Raw genomic sequence first — 21,830 nt, forward strand, 5'->3', positions numbered from 1 at the left:
CGAGCCGTGGCCTGTTCCTGCGGGATTCCCATGTGGATCATGTACCCGATATTCATTGGGCGTTGGTCGAACACTCCAGCGGCCTGTCCCTGAGGAGCACTGACCGCCAACCTAAGCAAAAAAGGGGACAGATTTATTTTTTTCGCTAAGTACTTAAATAAAACTGTCCCCTTTCTTGATGGCACAAGGCCCCAAAGGGCTCGTGCAACTGGCTGTCATCAACGCAGCCTCTGAAACCGAGCCGGGTAAAGCGCTGCTTGAGAAAACCGAGCAATTCAGTCAAGCCGTAGGAGAAAAAATCGCCAACGAGATTGAAGGTACAAAGCTCGATTCAAAATTCGAAACGGACAAGTACCTGATCGGCGGCGGTCAGTTCATGGCTTCGGTGTTGACGGGGGTACTTTCGAAAAGTAAAGGCGCGAAAGAGCCTACGTCTGTTTCGGTGGTGGACGGAACGGGTGCAAAAGGATCCGTGCCTTCGAAAACGGCGGTTCAAGGACTTGAGGTCGACGCCTATAAAAACCTTAAGGCAAGAGAGGTTGTTGGAGATGGTCTAGAACACGACCATATCCCTTCATTTGCTGCGTTGCGCACAGCAAAGGAAGCAGAGTTGGGCCGCCCGCTTACTGAGTTGGAGACCAAGACTCTCTACCAAAACTCTACTGCTGTAGAGGTTCCACGAGATGTACATATTGCAGGTCCGACGTATGGCGGGAAGAACACTCCTGCTCAGATTCAGCAAGATGCTGCGGATCTGTGCGGTGCAGTCTGTCGTGACACAGAAGCTTTGCGGGCAAATCTGAACAGTAGAGGTTATGATTCGAAGTTGGTAGATGAAACTGTTCAAAAATTAGTGGAAAGAAATCGCAATACGGGAGTTATTAAATAATGAACGCTTGGTCGGATTTTGTTCAGGCTCTTGGTCGAAATGAAAGCGGGGAAATAGTCACCGGCTTATGTCGAAGAGTCGGAGAGTTGCCAGCTGTTTCGGAAACCCCGGATAGCTATAATGACCCGGAAGGTAAGACAAGATTCTATAAGTTTATTAAATCTGGCATAGAGATTGGGTTTCGTTCGGGAAAATTAAATCACATTCATTTTTTGGTGCAGCCTCACGAAGGTTATTCGGCATATAAGGAAGATGTGCTTGGTCGTATAGCTCAAGCATGGCGTGTTGAAGATGTTATTGCAGAGCTAGGCTCGCCTAGCAAAGAGGCGCCAGGTAGAGTCGATATGTTAATCGGCTATGTACAGCAGTGGCTGAAGTATGAGTTTGAGACGTACGCTCTACGCATGGAATTTTCGGAGGATGGACGCTTGTGGAAAGCGACGCTAATATCAAATTGATCGCTTTAAGCGTAGCAATGGATTAGATGTTTGTGTGATTTTTAGATGGTGCAAAAGCGACAGGGGGCGGGCGAAACTGCAGGTTCAATAAGGAACGTCAATCCAGGTTATCCAGACGCTGGGTGAACTTATAGCTGCGTTAATTGTTCGATTGCTACTGATGCAACGTCGGAAGGTAACCCAGCATCTGCGAAAAAAAAAGGGGGCGGATGTATTTGTTTGCTCAGTTCTTAATAAATCTGTCCCCTTTTTGAAGGATTCCAAGCGCATCACACCCTGCCTCAATATTTGGGGAAAATGCTGGGGTATACGAAAAATGACATGCTAGATCACCCTGCGACTCTAATTACCCAGTACTCTCATACGGGAAAGGTGAATCCTGATGCTATGCATAAAGCTATCAGTAAGTATTTGCCACCCATGGTACGTGGTAAGCCGGCTACGTATACTCCTGGGCAAATAAGCTCGGGGTTGCAGAAATCCTATGGCGATATAGGGTGGCCCGAATTGTTTGACTCAATCAAGCACCTGATTAAATAGGTATGCAAACATGACTGATAAACAAATATATGAATTAACCATTGATGATCTTGCTGATTTTGGTGTTTGGTACTTTCCTATGGATGAATCTGCGGAAGATCAGCTAACAGTCCGTCCTCTGCTTGATAAGGAGACTTGTACTGACGCTCAAATAATCGTTCGCGCTAGTTTTGTTGGGAAAAATGGTTCTAGTTACTTAGGTTATCTGTACTGGGATGGTGGTGGGGAAGTTGAGTACTTAAAACCTGTCATCCTTCTTGAAGATGGCTCCTTTGTTACATTCTGGAATGGGATGATTGAGCCTTCTTGGGCAGACTACTCTGCAAGAGCTCAAGAGCTAAGGAGTGGACTTCCTTTTTCATATATTTCAGAGTCTCTTCTCGAGCTGCCTAAAATTTCAGGGAGGCTTGAAGGACTATATTATTTAGATGGAGATCACATTTCCTGGGTAAGTTGATGGTGCAAAAGGGCCCGACCAAGCTCTGCCCAATAACCAAAAAAAAGGGGGCAGATTTATTTTTTTCGCTAAGTACTTAAATAAATCTGTCCCCTTTCTTGGTCTGAGCCAGATAGTTTCCGTTTTATCGATAATGAGGAGGGGTCATCTGTTCAACGGTTTTACGGTTTGAATAGGAGTGATACATATGATTTTGTCAGGAATCTCAACTTGTATAGAGGGCGTATCCCCGAAGGGTTTATAGCAATTGCATGTGACCCTGGAGGCAACCAAATTTGCTTGGGTATTAAAGGGGAGGTCAGGGGCAAGGTCTATTTTTGGGATCATGAATTAGAAAAATGTGATGGAACAGAGCCTGACGATTCAAATATGACACTGGTGTCGAGTAATTTTTCTGATTTTTGGATGGGCTATATGAGCTTGACATATAGAAAAATCTCGGAGCTTATTTAAGCTTATTTCAACAGGAAAAGGGGACGGATTTATGTGCTTGCTCCTTCTTAGATAGGGAGTTTGAAGCGTTTTGCTGTTTATAAAAAAAAGGGGACCAAAAAAAAGGGGACAGATTTATTTTTTTCGCTAAGTACTTAAATAAATCTGTCCCCTTTCTTTTGCTTTTTCATATATTTCAGAGTCTCTTCTCGAGCTGCCTAAAATTTCAGGGAGGCTTGAAGGACTATATTATTTAGATGGAGATCACATTTCCTGGGTAAGTTGATGGTGCAAAAGGGCCCGACCAAGCTCTGCCCAATAACCAAAAAAAAAGGGGGCAGATTTATTTTTTTCGCTAAGTACTTAAATAAATCTGTCCCCTTTCTTGGTCCTTTCTTGGTCCCCTTTCTTGTGCGGTTCCATTGATGTGTATACGCCGCAGAATCTTGATCCGACAAAGATAGTTCGAGCGATACAGAAAAAGTCGAATCAAGCCGGCGGGGTTTTTGTGCAGGCGGACCTGCCAAGCACTGACATGTCGTCCATTGCTGCTCGTATGTGGGGAAAGGCAAACGCTCAGAGTATAAAAACTATATTTTTCCAGAAGCCTGATTACTCGAAGAAAAGCAAAGGCTCCTTTGGTCGCAGCAAAAGCGAGCAACGGGAAAGCTATGACAGCACCAACGTCGCGTCGGTGGTGGAGGCGGGGCAAGACCTGACGGTCAATGCCAGCCAAGCCGCCAGTGGCAGTGTCACGTTGGACGGCGGCCGCAATGTCACGGTTAGCGACAGGCAACGACCTGCTGAAGCGTTTAACGCGTGGTCATCCTTCTGAGGGACACAGAGCGTCTTGGCCATGAAATCGTCCGCTGAAAACCTTGATGGGTCAGGCTTGACTTAAAAAAATGTTCGTTATAGTGTCCGATCGTCTTTTAAGCGGAACGGATGCCAAAAAATGAACGCCCCGGAGAAAACGGATTCTATCTCTGTAAGAAGTGACGACGGCGCTTTAGGCGAATCGCTGATTATCGAGCGCTTCTTCAGCATAGCGGCTACCTCTCCGGATACGTTGGCTGCGAAGGACTCGGTCTGTGAGCTTTCATATGGTCAACTGGCACGTTTAGTCAAACAACTGGCGTGCGGACTCCGTGAACGGGGGGTGATGTCGTCTGACTTCGTCGCTGTCGAAATGACGCCGTCGGTTGATTTGATCGCTGTTTTACTGGCGGTCCAACTCTGCGGCGCCGCCTACGTGCCTTTGGACAAGTCCGCTCCAGTACACAGAAACACGGCCATCCTTTGCGACTGTAATCCCAGGCTGATCGTTGGAGAGCCTGACAGCTCGCTTAGGGATGAAAAAACGTTCATACCGGCTTCTCAGTTGGTGCAACCGGACAATGACGGGTATGTCTTTGCGACTGTTGGCTCCCATCAACGCGCCTACGTCATCTACACCTCCGGAACCACTGGGCGACCGAAAGGTGTACCGATTACACATGGCAATGTGGCCGCTTTGTTCGAAGGCACTCAGCCCGCTTTTCAATTCAATCACGCAGACGTCGTTGTTCTATATCACTCGTATGCGCTTGATTTCTCTGTATGGGAAATATCAAGTGCGCTGGGATTCGGGGGCAAGCTGCTGATACCAACAACCGAGATAAAGTTATCGCCGGATCGGTTTGCTGCATTTATCAAAACCGAAGAGGCGACCGTCCTTAACCAGACACCTTCTGCGTTTGCAATCAACGCGGAATCGTTGGTCCGACTTCCTGTTGATGAACTAGCGTTGCGGTTCATCATATTTGGTGGTGAGAGGCTCAATCCGAGTACACTGCGAAACTGGTTCAGCATTTTTGGCGATTCCAAGCCGGTCTTGGTCAATATGTATGGCATCACCGAAGTTACTGTACATGCCACGCTCCATATTGTGACCCAGAAAGAGTCCTCAGAGCCTTCTTCCGTGATTGGTAAGCCGTTACCGGGATTTTCGTATCAGATACTCAAAGATTCGCCGAACACTGTAGGTGGAGAGTTGATACTGAGTGGTCCTCAGATTGCGGACGGTTACCTGAATCGGCCCGAGTTGACGGCTGAGAGATTCATAACGCGTGAGGGGTGTCACGAACGCTTTTATCGTTCGGGGGATCTAGTCGATGTGGCGGATAACGGCGACCTTATTTATATAGGTCGAGCCGATCAGCAAGTCAAAATAAATGGCTACCGGATAGAGTTGGGCGATATCGAGTCAGCGTTTGGGCAGGTGGCGGATGTGCTTGAAGTCTGTGTGCTTCCTTTTAAAGACGCTAAATGGGGCGACTACCTGTTCTGCTGCTTTTCCTCGTCCAGTGACGAAGCCAGTACCGTCAAGCAACTAAAGCAATACGCTAGGAAGATGCTTCCCGGTTACATGCACCCGTTGCGTTACAAGAAAATTCCCGTGTTTCCAAAGACCGTTAATGGAAAAGTTGACAAGCATGTTATCAAAAGTAATCTGGAGGGACTCTGAATGTTGGAAGATACGTTGAAGGCGGATATTGCCGCAGACTACACGGCCTGGATTGAAGAGGCACTGGAAAGCCCGGTGGCCCAAGACGAAAACTTTCTTGATGTTGGCGGTAATTCAATGATTGCCCTTGAGCTCAATAAGCGCCTTCGTAAAAAGTACAATATTGAAGTTTCAATCGAGAAATTGTTCAATAAAAGCATTGCGGACGCCATCAATCATTCGTTGAATCAGTAACAGGGAGATGAATATGGACAAAAGTTATTTTCTCACGGAAGAACAACTGGCTTCCTTTGAAAAAAATGGCTTCATCGGACCTTTGACGATTTACACGCCTGAAGATATGCATGCCATCTGGAATGAAGTCAGACGAGCGCTGCCTGACCGGAGTAGCGCAGCGTATCCGGCAGACTCCTTTGGCAGCGGGACCAACATATCCAACTACGATCGACACCTAGATGTCGACAAGCTCGCGGAGCACGTCACGAATTTGAAGATTGTTTCTCCCGTGACCGGCATTCTGGGGGCCGATGTGATCTGCTGGCGCACAGAGTTTTTCCCAAAATACCCAGGCGATGAAGGCACCGATTGGCATCAGGCCGACACGTTTGCCAATGCCAGTGGTAAGCCGCAAATTTTGTGGCCAGGTGAAACCGAGTCAGCTTTTGGGAAAGGTACATTGACTGTCTGGACCGCCTTCACTGATTCGACCATCGAAAATGGATGTCTCGAAATCATGCCAGGCACCCATCTCAAGATGAACTACGACGAAACTAAGCGCATGGAATATGACGGCGACAGCGTCAATACGCTTGAGAAAGAAGGGAAAAAGCGCGGATTCTTCGGTTATGACTACCGTGAACTTCAAGTCGATCCTGACTGGAAGCCGGACGAGGCGATGGCTGTGCCGCTGGTCATGAAAGCGGGGCAATGCGTGATCTTCTGGTCGACATTAATGCATGCGTCTTATCCCAATACGTCAAAAAAAGATGACCGAATGGGATTCGCAACGCGCTATGCACCCAGCTTCGTCGATATCTATCCTGACACCGATACCGTTCACGAGTATGGCGGCAAAACATCACTTGAGAAGTTTGGCAGTGTCGTGGTTGCTGGGCAAAGTCTGAATCCCAAAAATTCCATTGCTGAAAAAACACTTCGCGGCAAGCCCTTTAACAAATTGACTGTCTAATCGAGAACGCCATCATGGAGCAGCACCAAACTTATCTGAGCGATACCTATCATTATCACGCCTCCACATCTGTGTGTGGTGTGGGTACGGATGATAGAGGGCAATGGATTGCGCTTGAGGATAATTTATTTCATCCGCAGGGCGGCGGGCAACCTTCCGATTGCGGTTGGGTAAATGATAAAGCGGTTTCATTTTCGCGCCATCAGGATGGTCTGGTAGTGCTCCATGTGGATACCGATCACGTCTTTAGCGTTGGCGAGCACGTCGATGTTTCAGTCGATGCTGAGCTCAGGAAGCGCCACGCCGCTTTGCACACTGCCGGGCACATGATCAATTGGGTGCTGGGTGAGATGGGGTGGATTGCAAAATCAGGTCACCATTTTCCGGGAGAGTCGAGGGTTGAGTTTTTCGCCGCACAAGGCGCACTGCCGGTCGGTGATGAGCTGAAACAAAAAGTGGAGCAGCGGATTCAGGAGCTGATTCTTTCTGGAAAAGACGTCAAGACCTGGGATGAAGCGGGGTCGAGGTATTGCCTGATTGAGGGTTTCGACGCGATGCAATGTGCAGGCACCCATATTGATAAAACAGCAAGACTCGTCGAGTTTCAAATCAAGTCCCTAAAGCTGAAAAAGGGTGTATTGAGGGTGAGTTACGACGTCAATCATCAATAAGGGAAGCGGAACTATGAGTGAAGTAAGTGTAAGGCTTCCCCGGTCAACGATTTATCTGATTGATCTTGGACTTCTTGTTGTTGCCGTCGCCTGGGGAGCCAGCTACTCGTTAATGCAAATCATCGTTCACGCGGGTGTGGGCGTGCCTTTATTTCTTATGCTCAGGTTTTTGCTGGCGATACCGTTCATGGCGTTAGGGGCGAGAAAATCTATTTTCAATATAAAAAAGGGAGAGGTCGTCAGCGGTGTGTTCTTCGGCGCACTGCTGTACGTGATTCTCACTTTCGAAACCCTTGGTGTTAAATACACGACGGCCTCAAACGCGGGATTTCTTATAGTCGTGTCGGTCGTGCTAGTTCCTTTCTTTGAGCGAATTCTGGGGGGGCGTAAACAACACAGCGCTGTCTTCATGGCGGGTGGCATCTCGATTGTCGGTTGTGGATTGCTATGTTTTGGGAAGGACGGATTTTCGGGAGCTAATTCAGGCGATGCGCTCATTCTTGTGGCCGCCCTGGTTCGGGGCTATCAGATCTACATGTTTGGCAGGAAGAGCCCAGGGGAAAAATTTTCGCTCACCAATATCACGCTAATCGAACTTGTCGTAGTCGCGACGTTGGCAGCTATCAATGTTCTTGCCTTCGGAGGTTTTGACGCGTCCCAGTTTGACAATCTCACCGCAGAGATCTGGGCATACATACTGTTCTTGAGCGTTTTTGCGACCGCATTTGCTTTTATCATGCAGCTCTACGCTGCAAAGGTCTCCAGCTCAACACGTGTCGGACTCATCTTATCGCTCGAGCCGTTCTTCGCAGCGCTGTTTGCCGTTCTCATCGTGAAAGACAGTTTCAATATAGTTCAGATGCTGGGCGGCGTCATGATTGTATCTGCTGCACTGTTAGGGCGATGGGCAGAGGAAAATCGAGATGCGTTGCAAAAACGATCTAATTAATGCCGTGCTCATACCTCATGCGGGCGGCAGTGCGTCGGAGCTGCGTGAGTTCTCTGCAGTCCTTCAAGGGAGATTCAATGTAACCGCCTACGAATTGCCAGGGCGTGGGCGAAGGCGTAGCGAGTTGCCTGTCACTGCGCTGGCTGATGTGTTATCAGACCTGATAAGTGTTATCCCTGAAACTGGCCCTGTCGTCATTATTGGTTATAGTTTTGGAGCGTACCTTGGGTTGTTGGTTGCGCACCACTTGAGGATAGCGCAGGCGGAAAGGTCTATCACGCTTGTTCTGTTAGCGAACGAACCAATCCATAAGCGCCGATACTATTTACGAGGTATTCCTGAAAGAAAGCGGACTGACTTTCTAAAAGATTTTTGCGGAAAAATGGGTGGGGTGTCGGAAAGTGTGATGGCAGATGACTGGCTGAGAAATCAACTTTTCAGGAAGTTGACCGATGACTTGCTTGTAGCCGATCAGGTACCTTTCAACTTGCCTTTATTAGGCAATGCTTCGGTTCTAATTATTTATGGGCGCGATGACCCCTTGGTAACATCGGATATGGGTAATTGGCAAGAGCTCTTTGATGCATCAATAAAGCTGGTCAGTGTACCTGGGGGACACTTCGTTCTTCAGTCTCACTCCCGGCTCGTGTTCAACGAGCTGATAGCTTTCTACGAAATATGCGAACTCAGCACTTCAACCGGTAGCATAGGACATGACAACTGTCGCCTGAACGGATAAATTGTGACTTTGATACGAATGATCAGTATCACCAGAAAATGCGTAGAAATCACCTTTATTTAAGGTCTCTTTTACGCCGTCGATTTCCAGCGTTAAAATGCCTTCATGAACAAATATATGCTCTTTTGTACCCCTGTTGTGTGCGGGGCTGTTGATAACTACTTCGGGGTCCATACGGAGATTCCAGATTTCAGATATGTTCCCGAGATTGATCCGAAAAAGCATGTCTTGAGAAAGTTTGCCAGTTTTTTCTTTGAATCGCTCAAGGCGCGGATACATATTTTCCTGACTTAAAAGCAGATCACCCAAGGGTAAGCGCAGAGCGATAGCCACTGAGTCAAGAGTATCAATTCTGGGGTTGGAGTTCCCTGATTCAAGTTGCGAAAGTGCAGCCTTTGATACCCCGGAAAGTTTTGAAAGTTCACTAAGTGATAACCCTCTTATGTTTCGCAGATTTTTGACTTTGTTACCAATATCAGTGCACGTCTTTTTGAGTCTGTCTTTCTGTTGCATGTTGATGGCTCCATAAAAATCTAATGATATAGAAGTAATATGAGTTAGTAAAGTTGATGGTCTTCTATCGCTGCATCGTCATCTGTTTAGGCTGTAGTCTTTGCTGCCTCAGGCCGCAAGCGTCGTGATTTGTATCCGTGAAAATACAGACATGACATTAAGTCAGCTTGCAATATCTTTCCACAGAGAGCTGCGGTCCCCAAAGCATATCCCTTCTTCAACCTGTCCGGCTTTTCGGATGACTGCCAAGTGAAATTGTGTATTGGCAACATTGCCATGAATACAAATATGTTCATGTGTGTGCGTTATCGAACTCGATAACGCCTAATGGTCTATAAGGAGGTCGATATGTTAGATCGCCAACAGCTGGAAGCATTTGCGTGTGTCATTGAATATAAAAGCTTCGAGCGTGCAGCCTCAGCGCTTAACATTGCTGAACATTGCCGATGGGCAGTTAGTGGACTTGATGCCACAACGCAGCCATCTGGAACCCCTCTACTGGCATGATTGGACGAATCACTCCGTAGTCAACGAGGTTGTCGGTAAGCGGATTATTGATAGCGCGAACACGTCCCTGCAATCAATGTCTTCTATCGGAAGCTCCTCTAGATGATTCGGCCAGCCGTCCCTGAAGACTTACCGTCGATGGTAGAAACGTATAACCAGGCGATCGCCGATAAGGTATTTGCCAACTGTGATGTTCCCCATCACGATATCAAAAAGTTCGCATTGACCTATTTCGGAGAAAATCCGCGCTTTGCCGTGCTGGTTTATCTCTCTAACGCGGGCGACACCATTGCATGGGGTGCGCTCAAGCCGTTTTCCGCCCGGCCTGACGATCAAACCATGGCTGAAGTCGCCGTGTATGTGCGACGTGACATGCGAGCCCGCGGCGTGGGTATTCGATTGTTGCGCGCCCTTGAGGACTGCGCGCGGGCCGCGGCTTTCGAGTCTTTGGTCGCAATTATTCTGGGGCCGAATCACGCCAGTGCGCGCGGTTGTATCTCCCAGGGTTTTTCAGAATGCGTACGCATCCCCCAGATTGCGAGACTGGAGAATCATCGGGTCGACATAGTCTGGCTACAGAAAAAAATGGAGAGCACTACCCATGGCATTGATCGTTGATGAGTCATATCAGCTGGGCAGTTTTCGTGACAACGAAGACTCCTTGCGACGCCTGAAATCACAGGCGGGTATCGCGCTGGACCTGGAGTTCGAACACCTGCGACAAGCAGGGTTGGCTCAAGGGCAACGAGTCCTGGATGTGGGCTGCGGTCCAGGCATCATTACCACGCAGATTGCGCTACGAACCCAGCCGAGCCGGCTTGTGGCGCTTGATTGCAATCAAACCAGCATAACGGAGACGCGCCAGCAACTGGTCAGTGAGGGGTTCGCCGAGGCTCAGGTTCGCCAGGCCAATCTCTACGACGATAACCTGGCCGAACCTGAGTCCTTCGACTTCAGCTATGCACGCCTGGTTTTCCAGCATTTGTCCGATCCCTTGCTGGCCCTGCGCAACATTCACCGCAGCCTGTCTATCGCAGGACGCCTGTGCATATGCGATATCGACGACCGGTGGTTCGGGTCGGCACCAAACCCTCCTCAACTGCAGTCCTTCCTGGCACGTGTTGCTCGAGCTCAGGCCGCCCGAGGCGGGGATCGACATGTGGGCAGCAAGCTGGCGAGCTACCTGGAAGAAGCCGGATACGCTGATATTCGGTGCAGCATGCTCTTAGTCTCGACATCATTGATCGGTGCGACGGCGTTCTGTGACTTGGTCTTTGGTTACAAGATGGAAGTGATTCCAGAAAACGAGTTGCAGGGGGCCCAGCGTGAAATGGCGGCCATCAAGGAATGTATCGAGGGGCCGGGCGGATGGGCAGGCATAGGCGTATTCTTTGTTTCTGGAGAGAAACAGTAACTGAATGGAATCATGGAGCACTTTATGACTGACAAAGCCGAACGCAATGCCGTTGTACGCCAGGCAATCGCCTCGACTGCCCAAGTTGCCTCTAGCGCCATTCTGGAAGGCAATATCACCATCGGTGCGGGCACCGTTATAAGCCACGGCGCGGTGCTTGTTGCGCAAGGAGGTACACTGACCATCGGGGAGGATTGCGTCATCATGGAGCATGCCGTGATTCGCAGCACGTCCCATGATGATTGCCATATCGGAAACCACGTGTTGGTAGGGCCACATAGCCATTTGACCGGTTGCAGTATCGGCGATGAGGTTTTTGTCGCCACTGGCGCATCAGTGTTTAACGGAGCGCGTATCGGCAAGGGCGCGGAGTTGCGCATCAACGCGGTCGTTCACATCAAGACGGTGGTGGAGAGCGGCGCAACGCTGCCGATTGGCTGGATCGCCGTGGGCGATCCAGCTCAATTCTTTTCTCCGGACCAGCACGAGCAAATCTGGAGCGTACAGAAGGAACTGGATTTCCCGGGTTACGTTTTCGGCGTTAATCGGGAGACAGACGGGGTTGTCAAGCAAATTATGGAGCGGTACGCACGCTTCCTGCGCAAGCAGCAGGTGGACGATGAATGATGATTCCGACAGCACCCGCGCACTGACCGTTATTGACGGCCACAGCCACATCGCGTCCACGCACTTCACGCCACTGAGTTTCCTGGAAGGCGTGGCGGAAAATATCGAAGTGAAGCTTCGCGCCAGCGGATACCCAGTTGCAAAAATAAGGATTGTCGACCAGTTTCTGCGCGAATTATGTGACCACCAGGGGGATGCTCAAGTCGCCGCCATGGACCGAGCGGGCGTCAATCGCTCGGTATTGTTACTGCCAGACTTTTCCTTTGCATTGCCGGATACACCACTGAGCATAGAAGAAATGTTCAACGAGCACCGGGACATTCTCCAGCGTCATCCCGGACGCTTTGAGGTGTTTGCCGGCGTTGACCCGCGCTGGGGCAGGGACGGGCTTGAGCTGTTCATTCGAGGTGTCGAGGAGTATGGGTTCAGCGGCTTGAAACTCTATCCGCCCTGTGGATACCAAGCCAATGATCCGCTGCTGACACCGTTCTACGAGTATTGCAACGCCCATCGCCTTCCAGTGCTGCTGCACATCGGGCCCACTTCTCCCGTGCTGTCTTTCGCCCAGGCCCAGGCCATGTGGGTGGACGAGCCTGCGCGACGCTACCGTGACACACCGTTTATCCTGTCGAGTCTTTTTTCAACTCGAACCAGGCGGTGGCCACCGTCTCGAAAGTGTGTTCAGTCTCAGCAAGTTTGGCTTGCCTTACCTCATCATGCTGGGTTTTGGGATCAATGCCCAGAGCGAGCAGCTCACGCGCCTCCGCGGCTTTCCTCCGGGCGTTGGCTAGCGAGAGGTCGGGATATGGACCAAGCGCCATATTGATACGGCTTCTGGTCAGGGGCTCGCGGTAATTGAAATTCCACATCATCGAGCCGCTCGCGCGTACTCGAAGCTGTAAGCCATCGCCTTCGCTGAGCACGAAGTCTTTACCAGTCGCCTTGACTGCCTTGATCTTGCGATCGGAGAGGCGGGTTGCGTTAGTAGGCATGGGGGGCTACCTCCACCACCGTTTTGGTATCCTGAAATAGCATTTGACAGTCCGGGATACCGCCTGGGATACCAAAGCGCCTGGAACTCAGAAATCCTCCAAAGCTCCCAAAAGCGCTGAAATCCTCGTATTTACTGGATTTCAGGCACAAAAAAAGACGTCCTTGGACGTCTTTAGATGATGAAGTGGTGGAGCCGGGGGGATTTGAACCCCCGTCCGCCAGTACTCCGCTGTCGGTACTACATGCTTAGCCGTGTCTATTAAGTTAACCCTCAGCGACCCGACTGGCAGGGTGCTTTGGGCGAGTTGTGTAAGTTTTAGCCGCTTCGTCCACAACGTACTGCACGGCGATTCCGTTCTATATGACAATCACTTTGGGTTTACGGACATCCCCTGGTGATTGCTGGACCCGAAGGTACCAGAAGGGAAGGGCTAAGGCTGCTTACGCAGCGAGAGCGTATTCCCCGTAGGTTTCGTCATTGGCAACTATAGGAAGTTGCAACAGTGGATTTACGAGTTCTGTTACCAACTCGGCATGCACCTAAAGTTTCGCAACCGGCGTCGAATCCTAAACGGCCCCGAGCCTGTCGCTCCATGAAGCTGGAGGAGCGGCAGGCATGCGCAGTGTACGCCAATCCGCGTCTGAGGCCAACCCGAAGGTTGGCCCCAGGCAATGCTACTGATCGCCTTTCGCGTTGTTTTGCAGCTTTTGGATGGCCTGGTTGGTCAGCGAGATGCAATTTTCGGTGCCTTCTTTGGTGCCTTTGGCGTGCTCAGCCTTGGCTTGTCCGACAGTGGCGTCGATGTCGGTCTTCAGGCCTTCGCTCATTTGCTCGGTGCTGACTTTGGCGTCGCTGATCTTTTGCAGATTGATTTTGCAAAGGTCATCCTGGCTTCCTGCAAACACCGGAGAGGCCAACATCGCAGCGGAAATGAACAAGCCAGCAAGTGCGGTGCGCTTCATGTGTATCTCCTTGAACGTATGGTCTCGGTGCTGTCGAAATGTCATGGACAGGCCCGAGTTAGGGGAGGGCCCAACGGAGTCGGACCTATCCAAGTGACTACAGCGAAGCGCAGGAATTCGATTTTTCTTCGATTTCCATGGCAGTTCCCTCGCTTTTGCTGGGTCTGGGGCGGGTGACGCGGTCCACCAGATAAACCAATCCGTGGTAGTCGATTTTTCCATGATGCGTCAGGCCTATCTCGCACGTGCGGCTCGTAGAGATGCCCTCGGTGCAATATTGAACCGCGTCGTTGAGCGTTCGTAGCGAATGAGCGTTGAGTTCCGGCGTGGTGAAGCCTTTGTCGCCGGCAAAGCCACAGCAATGGATGCCTTCCGGAATGACCACGTTTTTACTGCACTTGCGCGCCAGATCGATCAATGCCTGGCTTTCGCCAAGGTGCTGCGTGCTACAGGTGACATGCACCGCGATGGCGGCTTCCTGCGGTGTGAACTCAAGGCGATCCATCAAGTGAGTGCGGATGAAGCGCACCGGGTCGTAAAGGTCCAAGCGTACCTCTGCCAAGTCTTGGACCAGCCGCAGGGTGCAGGGGCTGGTGTCGCAGTAGATCGGGTCGAGCCCGCCGCGACTGGCATGCAACAGCGCGCCGATCAGTTCCTGGCGTTTGTGTTCAGCCTGTTCGGCGTAGCCCTTTGATGCAAAGGGCTGGCCGCAGCACAGGCTGTCCAGGTTGTCCGGGAAAACCACTTGGTAGCCGGCCTTTTCCAACAGGCCTCGGGTCTTGTCGTGCAGCGATATCTGTTCTTTGTCTGCCGCCGCAGGGCCCATGGCCCTTGACACACAGGCTGCCAGATAGACCACTCTGGGGCGTGCATCCGACACGGCGGGGCTGAAACGAATGGCCTTTTCCGGCTGCGGCATAGCGTTTGTCCACTGTGGGACTTGGCCCTTGGACAGCCGCGTCAAGGTGGCGGAAAGTTTCGCCAGACGCGGCGCCCCCAATAGCATTCGTGCACCATTGGCGACATGCAGGGTAAAACGAGCTCCCTGCATGGCAGCGGCGAAATTGCCTGCCAACCAATCGGCGGTTTTCGTACGCGTCGCAGTACGGCTGCGAAGCTTTTTCACCAGTTCGCCGGTATTGATTCCTACAGGGCAGCGTTGGGCGCACAGTCCAGTGGCCGCGCAAGTGTCGATGCCCTGGTATTGATAAGCGGCCTCCAGTTCAGACGTGTCGACGCCTGCGCGCTTTTTCGCCTGGATGTCCCGCCAGATGACGATGCGCTGACGCGGGCTCAAGGTCAGGTCCTTGGACGGACATACCGGTTCGCAGAAGCCGCACTCGATGCACTTATCGACAATCTCGTCGGCTGCAGGCAGCGGTTTGAGATGCTTGAGGTGGATTTGCGGATCCTCGCTGAGCACCACGTCCGGGTTGAGGATGCCGTTGGGGTCGAGCAGGCGCTTGAGTTGCCACATCAACTGGTAGGCATCGCTGCCCCATTCCAGTTCGACGAACGGCGCCATGTTGCGCCCGGTGCCGTGTTCAGCTTTCAAAGAGCCGCCAAACTCCACGGCCACCAGCTGCGCCACGTCGTCCATGAACGCCTGGTAGCGTGCGACTTCTTCGGTGCTGTTGAAGCCTTGGGTGAAGACGAAGTGCAAATTACCTTCGAGCGCGTGTCCGAACAGGATGGCTTCGTCGTAGTGATGTTTGTCGAACAGCTCGATCAAGCGATTCACGCCAGCGGCCAGTTGTTCCACCGGGAAGGTCACGTCTTCGATGATCACGGTGGTTCCGGTCTTGCGCACCGCGCCGACGGCGGGGAAGGTGTCTTTGCGAATCGCCCAGAGCCGGGCGTTTTCTCGTGGATCCTCGGTAAAGTCGACTTGTTTTTCCACCGGGAAATCGGCCAGCGAGGCCATGATCCTGGCCAGTTGCTCTTGTAGTAACGATGACGAAGCAGCGCGGGATTCAATCAGCAGTGCGCAAGCATTGATCGACAGGTGCTGTACGAAATCCGGCATGCCCGGTTTGTCCTGCACCGAGCGCAAGCTGCGGCGGTCCAGCAGTTCCACGGCCGAGACTGGCTGGCTTTTCAGTACGGTGACGGCGTTGCAGCAAGTTTCCACATCCGGGAATACGATCAGCGCCGAAGCCTTGTTCGGATGGTCAATGACGGTGTTGTAGGTCACGGCGCTGATGAAACCGAGGATACCTTCAGATCCCACCAGCAAGTGGCTCAAGATATCCACAGGCTCGTCGAAGTCCACCAGGGCGTTGAGCGACAGGCCGGTGGTATTTTTCAGACGGTATTTGTGGCGGATTCGGGCGGCCAAATCGGTGTTGGCGCGGGTTTCGCGACCCAGAGTGCCCAGGCGTTCCAATAGTTCGTTATGGCTCGCCCGAAATGCCGCCACGCTGGCAGCGTCTTCGGTGTCCAGGCGCGTGCCGTCGGCCAGCACCAGCCGAATGCCGGCCAGGGTGTGATAAGTGTTTTGCGCCGTACCGCAGCACATGCCGCTGGCGTTGTTGGCAACAATGCCGCCGATTTTGCAGGCATTGATCGACGCCGGATCCGGGCCGATCTTGCGCCCGAACGGGGCCAGCCAGGCGTTGGCCTGGGCGCCGATCACGCCGGGCTGCAGGCGGATCTGCATGCCTTGCCCGCGGATCTCGCGTCCGTTCCAGTTATCCCCAAGCACGATCAGCACCGAGTCGCTGATGGCTTGCCCGGACAGGCTGGTGCCGGCCGCACGGAATGTCACCGGAACTCGGTCGCGCTGGGCCAGTTGCAGCAGTGCGACTACTTCATCTTCGGTTTCGACGCGCACCACCAGTTTCGGAATCAGCCGATAGAAACTGGCGTCGGTGCCGAAGGCCAGCGTCGACAGCGGATCGTCAAAGCGTCTGTTTTGCGGGATCAGTTGTCGTACGTCGCGCAGAAAAGGGGCCGGAAGCGTCATAGGTCCTCCAGAATCAAGACCACCAGATCCTTCGGTCCATGGGCGCCGTAGGCCAGGACCTGTTCGATGTCGGCGGTCTTCGACGGACCCGACACCAGCAGGGCGTTGGTGGGCATGCCTTGGGCCCATTTGAATTCCTGCTGCACCTCATAGAAGTTGTCGCGGATCTCGCTGGCCTTGAGCAGGGCAAAATGTACCGGCGGTACCAGGCTCATCAGGCGTGGCTCTTCCCGGGTCGGCCAAAGAATCAGGCTGCCGGTCGCGGCGATGGCGCCGAGGGTGCCGGTCAGGCTCGCGGGCGTGTCGTTGAACAGCTCGGCTTTCCACTCGTCAACCGGCCGGTCGTAGGCCTTGAGTGGTGGCAAGCCCGGATTGTGCGCCCAGAACTGTACGATCTTTTGCCCATGAGGCGTTGTCGGCGCGATGAGCAGGCTCGGCAGTTGGCGGTCGCGCAGCAACTGTGCGAGCAACGCGGGCCAGCCTTCGCCGGACGTCAGATGGATTTCGGTGTGGACCGCTTCCATCAGCTTGCGCAGCTGCGGGATGCGTTCTTCGGGCGCGTAGCGGTAGGTCTGTGTCACCAGTTCGACGTCGAAGTTGTCGGCAACGGGCGTGGTGCCGGTCAGGCTTTTACGCAGCTTGGCGAGGATATTTTCCTTGGCGCTCATCAGCGGTCTCCCTGCGAGTTCAGGTGGTCGCGGGCCAGGTCATGCAGCGATCGGGCGGCGGGTTTCGGGGCGCTGTGGTTTTGCGTCCAAGGCCCAACGTCTTGGGGCGTCAGGGCGCGCAGCCGCGTGGCGAAGAAGGCGAATAACCGATACAGCCGCGGCGAGCTGTTGAGCCGCGCCCAGGCATTCCAGATGAAGCGTTCCTTGGCCGAGTATTTGCTGCCCTGGCCGCGCATCACCGGGTTGGGACTGTCTGCTGCCTTGACGTTTTCTTCCCGCAGGCGTCGCAGCAGGGCCGGGATCGGGATCTTTACCGGGCACACCTCGCCGCAAGCACCGCACAGCGAAGACGCACTGGGGTGATCGGGCACCTTGGCCAGGCCGACCATGTGCGGCGTAATGATTTTTCCTATAGGCCCCGGGTAAACCTCGCCGTAGGCATGGCCGCCGATTCGGGTATAGACCGGGCAATGATTCATGCAGGCGCCGCAGCGAATGCAGTTCAGGGTCTGGCGCAGTTCACTGTCGGCAAACGCCTGGCTGCGGCCATTGTCCAGCAGGACCAGGTGGACTTCTTGCGGGCCGTCCAGTTCATCGACCTTACGCGGTCCGGAAATCATGTTGACGTAGGTGGTGATCGGCTGGCCCAGGGCCGAGCGGGTCAGCAGCGACAGCAGCGGCACGACGTCCCGCAGGTTTTCCACGACTTTTTCGATGCCCGTCACGGCAATGTGCACCGGGGGCACGGTGGTGGACATCCGTCCGTTGCCTTCGTTTTCCACCAGCAGTAGCGTGCCGGTTTCTGCGACCGCGAAGTTGACGCCGGAAACGCCGATGTCGGCTTCGAAGAATTTCTGCCGCAAGACTTTGCGACCGATTTGAATGAGTTGGTCAACGTCCTTGGTGTACTCCACGCCAAGTTTGTCGTGGAACAAGGACGCGACCTGACCGGCATTCTTGTGGATCGCCGGCATAATAATGTGTGAAGGCTTCTCGTGGTCGAGCTGGACGATGTACTCCCCCATGTCGGATTCGAGACATTCAATGTCCCGAGCCTCGAGGAAATGGTTCATCTCCATCTCTTCGCTGACCATCGATTTGCCCTTGATCACTTGCCGCGCCTCGTGAGCGCGGATGATCGAGAGGACGATGCCATTGGCTTCGTCCACCGTCTCCGCCCAGTGCACTGTCACACCGTTGCGGGTCAGGTTGGTTTCAAGTTGCTCGAGCAGGTCGGGCAGCTTGGAAAGCGCGCGGGCGCGGACAGCATTGCCCAGCCCCCGCAGGTGTTCTCTTTCGTGGGCATCGCTGAAAGACGCTGCCCGCTTGGTCATCAGTGAATCCATCGCAGTGCGAAAGTTGTTTCGCAGTTGCGTGTCGTCCAAAGCCTTATGGGCTCGGGCGCGAAAATCGTCCTGCACCTCAACGGTCGGAATCAGCGTCGGCGTGCTCATGCGGCACCTCCGGTTCGCTGCCAGAGGAAGCTTGCCAGATGCTGGCCGCGTAACACCTCCTGCTGCTTTTCCAAGGCGCCGTTGATGTTCATCAGGCAACCGCAGTCGGCGCTAACCACCTGATGCGCGCCTGATTCCTTCAACGCTCGAGTCTTGTCGGCCACCATGGCGCCGGAAATATCCGGCATGCGCACGCTGAACGTCCCACCAAAACCACAGCATTCACTTTCATGGCTGTGTTCGACTCGCTCCACGTTGCGCAACTGTGCCAGCAGCGCACGGCCGTGCAGGTGGGTGTTCATTTCACGTCGTGCCGAGCAGGACGTGTGCAGCGCAACCTTCACCGGCGTGCCACTGTCGTTCAACTGCACCTTGCAGACGAACAGCAGAAACTCGGCCAGCTCATAGGTCCTGGCCGCCAGGGCCTGGACTTGCTTGAGCGTTTCGGGCTCGTCCTTGAACAGGTCCGCGTAGTGTTCGCGCAGCATGCCGGCGCAGGAGCCCGACGGCACGACCACCGGATAATCCCCGGCAAACAAAGCCAGTTGCGCCCGCGCCACAGTTCGAGCCTGTTCGGTGTAGCCCGAGGTGTACGCCGGTTGCCCGCAGCACGTTTGCCCTTGTGGATAATCGACCCGGATCCCCTCGCGCTCGAGCAGATGGATCGCGTCCATCCCTGCTTCTGGATAGAACAGGTCAACCACGCACGTGCCGAACAGGTAAACCTGTCGGGGTTTCTCGCTGGGGTACTGCCGAGGCTCGGGCAATGGCGGGGCGACACGGGTCGCGTTCGGCACTGCGTTGTAAAAAAGCTCGCTCATCAGGCGTTTCTCCGGGTGGTCCCGGTTATCCGTCCGCTGAGGCTGCTGAATATAAAGAGGAAATCTTTCAGCAGCCTTGCAGACCCGGTTGTGAATAGCAGACGCCAAATCTGAAATTGGCGTCGGTTTTTTCAGTATTGCGTGTAGGGCTTAGTGAACCAGCATGCCGGTAAACCAGTAGGCCTGGGCCAACGTGATCAAGCCGACGATCGTTGCAAAGAATAGGCTGTGTTTCAGGGTGAAACGGAACAGATCCGATTCCTTGCCCACCAGCCCGGTAGCCGCGCAGGCCACGGCGATCGATTGCGGTGAAATCATCTTGCCGGTCACGCCGCCGCTGGTATTGGCCGCCACGAGCAGCGTGTCGCTGACGCCGATCTGGTGCGCGGTGGTCGCTTGCAGCGAGCCGAACAGCGCGTTGGACGAGGTATCGGAACCGGTGAGGAACACGCCGAGCCAACCGAGGAATGGCGAGAAGAACGGGAACGCCGCGCCAGTTCCGGCCAATACCAAGGCCATGGTCGATGACATGCCCGAGAAGTTGGTGACGAAGGCGAACGCCAGCACCATGCCGATGGACAGGATAGGCCAGCGCAGTTCGTAGAAGGTCTCTTTTAAAGTGGTAAGACCAGTTTTGAAGTTGATCTTCAATACCAGCATCGAGATCAGTGCCGAGAAGAATATCGCCGTGCCGGTGGCGGAAATCGGATCAAGCTTGAACACCGCCGGGATGGCGGTCGGGTTGACGACAATCGGCGCGACCTTGATCACCATCTGGTCCAGGTGCGGAATCGCGAAGTTGAATACCCAACCGTACATCGCGCCACCCGCGGCGAACATCGCCTTGAACGGCTTCAAGGTCCAGATCGTCACCAGCACGGTGAGGATCAGGAAGGGCGACCAGGCCTTGATGATTTCTCCCAAGCTGTAGGGCGAAACCACGGTGCTGCGGGGTTGGCCGAAACCGCCGACGCTGGCGGTGATGGCTGCGCTGGAGGTGGCGCCGGCAATCTGCGCGCCTGCGGTGCGCTTGGGTTGCCAGACTTTCAAGAACAGCGTCAGGGCAATCAGGCTGGCCAGGGCCGAGGTGATGTCGGGCAATTCCGGGCCGATGAAATTCGATGTGAAGTACTGGGTGATGGCGAAACTCAGGCCCGCCACCAGGGCGGCCGGCCAGGTTTCCCGCACGCCGCGCAGGCCATCCATCATGAATACCAGCCAGAACGGTACAAACAACGACAGCAAGGGCAATTGGCGTCCGGTCATGGCGCCGATCTTGAACGCGTCGATCCCGGTTACCTGGCCTGCCACGATAATCGGGATGCCCAGCGCGCCGAAGGCCACCGGAGCGGTGTTGGCGATCAGGCACAGGCCGGCGGCGTAGAGAGGGTTGAAACCCAGGCCGACCAGCAGCGCGGCGGTAATCGCGACCGGGGCACCAAAGCCGGCGGCTCCTTCCAGGAATGCGCCGAAGCAGAAGCCGATCAGCAGCACTTGCAGGCGCTGGTCATCGGTAATCGACAGCACCGAGCTGCGGATGATTTCGAACTGGCCGCTCTTGACCGTCAGTTTGTAGAGAAACACCGCGGCGACGATGATCCAGGCGATAGGCCAGAGGCCGTAGGCAAAGCCATAGCCGGCGGCGGCGAACGCCATGTCGGCTGGCATCTGGAAGGCAAAAATGGCGACGGCAATCGCCAGCGCCAGGGTGATGCTGCCGGCCACATGCCCCTTGAGGCGAAACACCGCCAGGGCGAGGAAGAAAAATACGATGGGAATGACGGCCGCGAGCGCGGACAAGCCTAGGCTGCCGAGCGGGCTGTAAAGCTGTTGCCAGGTTTGCATATTGGGTGAGCCCCTAATTGTTGTTGGTCAGGCACTGGTGAGCATTCTGGATAATTGGTAATACCAATTTACAAGCGCTGTCGGCTAGGGTAAAAGCCTTAGTTGTCGTGTGTCAATTTGCCGCCCTGAAACTTTCGTCGAATAAACACCGCAGATCGCATCTGATCTGCAGGCATCGATGGTTTTTGATGGGTGTAGACAAGGCTCGGATGGGCCAGAATAGAGAGCCC

At 53.7% G+C, this 21,830-nt stretch carries 20 protein-coding genes, 1 other RNA gene and 3 pseudogenes; 15 read left to right on the top strand and 9 right to left on the bottom strand.

Features of this window, described 5'->3' with window-relative positions:
• Nucleotides 1-202 precede the first annotated feature (202 nt).
• The 11 genes and pseudogenes from J3P95_RS04200 to J3P95_RS04250 all read left to right on the top strand — a co-directional run bounded on the left by J3P95_RS04200 (nucleotide 203) and on the right by J3P95_RS04250 (nucleotide 8,830).
• Entirely contained in the window at nucleotides 203-889 is a 687-nt protein-coding gene (locus tag J3P95_RS04200; RefSeq protein ID WP_434578572.1) for a hypothetical protein, read from the top strand.
• Nucleotides 889-1,347, top strand: a complete 459-nt coding sequence (locus tag J3P95_RS04205; protein WP_434560945.1) for a hypothetical protein — start codon at nucleotides 889-891, stop codon at nucleotides 1,345-1,347. The genes J3P95_RS04200 and J3P95_RS04205 overlap by 1 nt, the downstream gene beginning before the upstream one ends.
• 550 nt (nucleotides 1,348-1,897) lie before the next feature.
• On the top strand, nucleotides 1,898-2,344 hold the full coding sequence (locus tag J3P95_RS04210) for a hypothetical protein (RefSeq protein WP_434578571.1): 447 nt from the start codon (nucleotides 1,898-1,900) through the stop codon (nucleotides 2,342-2,344).
• Between the two features lie 126 nt (nucleotides 2,345-2,470).
• Nucleotides 2,471-2,797, top strand: a complete 327-nt coding sequence (locus tag J3P95_RS04215) for an SMI1/KNR4 family protein (RefSeq protein ID WP_434626630.1) — start codon at nucleotides 2,471-2,473, stop codon at nucleotides 2,795-2,797.
• Between the two features lie 394 nt (nucleotides 2,798-3,191).
• Nucleotides 3,192-3,395 (top strand): annotated as a pseudogene (locus tag J3P95_RS04220) (hypothetical protein); the annotation flags it as partial.
• A gap of 336 nt (nucleotides 3,396-3,731) precedes the next feature.
• Nucleotides 3,732-5,282: an amino acid adenylation domain-containing protein gene (locus tag J3P95_RS04225; protein ID WP_434578567.1), complete on the top strand. Its 1,551-nt coding sequence runs from the start codon at nucleotides 3,732-3,734 to the stop codon at nucleotides 5,280-5,282.
• Nucleotides 5,283-5,516: an acyl carrier protein gene (locus J3P95_RS04230; RefSeq protein WP_434560951.1), complete on the top strand. Its 234-nt coding sequence runs from the start codon at nucleotides 5,283-5,285 to the stop codon at nucleotides 5,514-5,516. It abuts the gene before it with no gap.
• A 13-nt stretch (nucleotides 5,517-5,529) separates the two neighbouring features.
• Nucleotides 5,530-6,471, top strand: a complete 942-nt coding sequence (locus J3P95_RS04235) for a chlorinating enzyme (RefSeq protein ID WP_434560953.1) — start codon at nucleotides 5,530-5,532, stop codon at nucleotides 6,469-6,471.
• 14 nt (nucleotides 6,472-6,485) lie between these two features.
• A complete protein-coding gene (locus tag J3P95_RS04240) occupies nucleotides 6,486-7,142 on the top strand; it encodes a hypothetical protein (protein WP_434560955.1) in 657 nt (218 codons plus the stop codon).
• 13 nt (nucleotides 7,143-7,155) lie between these two features.
• Nucleotides 7,156-8,091: a DMT family transporter gene (locus tag J3P95_RS04245; protein ID WP_434560957.1), complete on the top strand. Its 936-nt coding sequence runs from the start codon at nucleotides 7,156-7,158 to the stop codon at nucleotides 8,089-8,091.
• Nucleotides 8,066-8,830: a thioesterase II family protein gene (locus tag J3P95_RS04250; protein ID WP_434560959.1), complete on the top strand. Its 765-nt coding sequence runs from the start codon at nucleotides 8,066-8,068 to the stop codon at nucleotides 8,828-8,830. Before J3P95_RS04245 ends, J3P95_RS04250 begins: the two co-directional genes overlap by 26 nt.
• On the opposite strand, the gene J3P95_RS04255 is transcribed toward J3P95_RS04250, so the two are convergent.
• Complete coding sequence (locus J3P95_RS04255; protein ID WP_434560961.1) at nucleotides 8,786-9,343, bottom strand: helix-turn-helix domain-containing protein; 558 nt, start codon at nucleotides 9,341-9,343, stop codon at nucleotides 8,786-8,788. The two genes, J3P95_RS04250 and J3P95_RS04255, sit on opposite strands and share 45 nt — an antisense overlap.
• Nucleotides 9,344-9,952: 609 nt before the next feature.
• Between J3P95_RS04255 and J3P95_RS04260 the strand changes: the two genes are divergently transcribed.
• From J3P95_RS04260 to J3P95_RS04275, 4 genes and pseudogenes are all read left to right on the top strand, one after another.
• Nucleotides 9,953-10,468 (top strand): GNAT family N-acetyltransferase, encoded by a 516-nt coding sequence (locus tag J3P95_RS04260; protein ID WP_339437611.1) that lies wholly within the window; start codon nucleotides 9,953-9,955, stop codon nucleotides 10,466-10,468.
• The gene (locus J3P95_RS04265; RefSeq protein ID WP_434578564.1) at nucleotides 10,452-11,264 is read left to right on the top strand and encodes a class I SAM-dependent methyltransferase; all 813 of its coding nucleotides are present in this window, start codon (nucleotides 10,452-10,454) and stop codon (nucleotides 11,262-11,264) included. The genes J3P95_RS04260 and J3P95_RS04265 overlap by 17 nt, the downstream gene beginning before the upstream one ends.
• 24 nt (nucleotides 11,265-11,288) lie before the next feature.
• On the top strand, nucleotides 11,289-11,891 hold the full coding sequence (locus J3P95_RS04270; protein WP_434560967.1) for a gamma carbonic anhydrase family protein: 603 nt from the start codon (nucleotides 11,289-11,291) through the stop codon (nucleotides 11,889-11,891).
• A gap of 298 nt (nucleotides 11,892-12,189) precedes the next feature.
• Nucleotides 12,190-12,462, top strand: a pseudogene (locus J3P95_RS04275) (amidohydrolase family protein); the annotation flags it as partial.
• A 58-nt stretch (nucleotides 12,463-12,520) separates the two neighbouring features.
• Here the strand turns inward: J3P95_RS04275 and J3P95_RS04280 are convergent.
• The 8 genes and pseudogenes from J3P95_RS04280 to J3P95_RS04315 form a co-directional block, all read right to left on the bottom strand.
• Nucleotides 12,521-12,883, bottom strand: a pseudogene (locus J3P95_RS04280) (integrase arm-type DNA-binding domain-containing protein); the annotation flags it as partial.
• A 186-nt stretch (nucleotides 12,884-13,069) separates the two neighbouring features.
• Nucleotides 13,070-13,463, bottom strand: a transfer-messenger RNA (tmRNA) gene (gene ssrA / locus J3P95_RS04285).
• A gap of 96 nt (nucleotides 13,464-13,559) precedes the next feature.
• Nucleotides 13,560-13,847, bottom strand: coding sequence for a hypothetical protein (locus J3P95_RS04290; RefSeq protein ID WP_039592339.1), 288 nt, complete (start codon nucleotides 13,845-13,847; stop codon nucleotides 13,560-13,562).
• A gap of 97 nt (nucleotides 13,848-13,944) precedes the next feature.
• Complete coding sequence (locus J3P95_RS04295; protein ID WP_434578562.1) at nucleotides 13,945-16,812, bottom strand: FAD-binding and (Fe-S)-binding domain-containing protein; 2,868 nt, start codon at nucleotides 16,810-16,812, stop codon at nucleotides 13,945-13,947.
• A complete protein-coding gene (locus J3P95_RS04300) occupies nucleotides 16,809-17,480 on the bottom strand; it encodes a LutC/YkgG family protein (protein ID WP_434578560.1) in 672 nt (223 codons plus the stop codon). Before J3P95_RS04300 ends, J3P95_RS04295 begins: the two co-directional genes overlap by 4 nt.
• Nucleotides 17,480-18,934, bottom strand: coding sequence for a LutB/LldF family L-lactate oxidation iron-sulfur protein (locus J3P95_RS04305; RefSeq protein ID WP_434578558.1), 1,455 nt, complete (start codon nucleotides 18,932-18,934; stop codon nucleotides 17,480-17,482). The genes J3P95_RS04300 and J3P95_RS04305 overlap by 1 nt, the downstream gene beginning before the upstream one ends.
• Nucleotides 18,931-19,755: a (Fe-S)-binding protein gene (locus tag J3P95_RS04310; RefSeq protein WP_434560975.1), complete on the bottom strand. Its 825-nt coding sequence runs from the start codon at nucleotides 19,753-19,755 to the stop codon at nucleotides 18,931-18,933. Before J3P95_RS04310 ends, J3P95_RS04305 begins: the two co-directional genes overlap by 4 nt.
• A 150-nt stretch (nucleotides 19,756-19,905) precedes the next feature.
• On the bottom strand, nucleotides 19,906-21,600 hold the full coding sequence (locus J3P95_RS04315) for a lactate permease LctP family transporter (protein WP_434578556.1): 1,695 nt from the start codon (nucleotides 21,598-21,600) through the stop codon (nucleotides 19,906-19,908).
• Nucleotides 21,601-21,830 lie beyond the last annotated feature (230 nt).

It is taken from the genome of Pseudomonas sp. Z5-35 (assembly GCF_051131945.1).
In the GTDB taxonomy this organism is placed as follows: Bacteria; Pseudomonadota; Gammaproteobacteria; order Pseudomonadales; family Pseudomonadaceae; genus Aquipseudomonas; species Aquipseudomonas marvdashtae.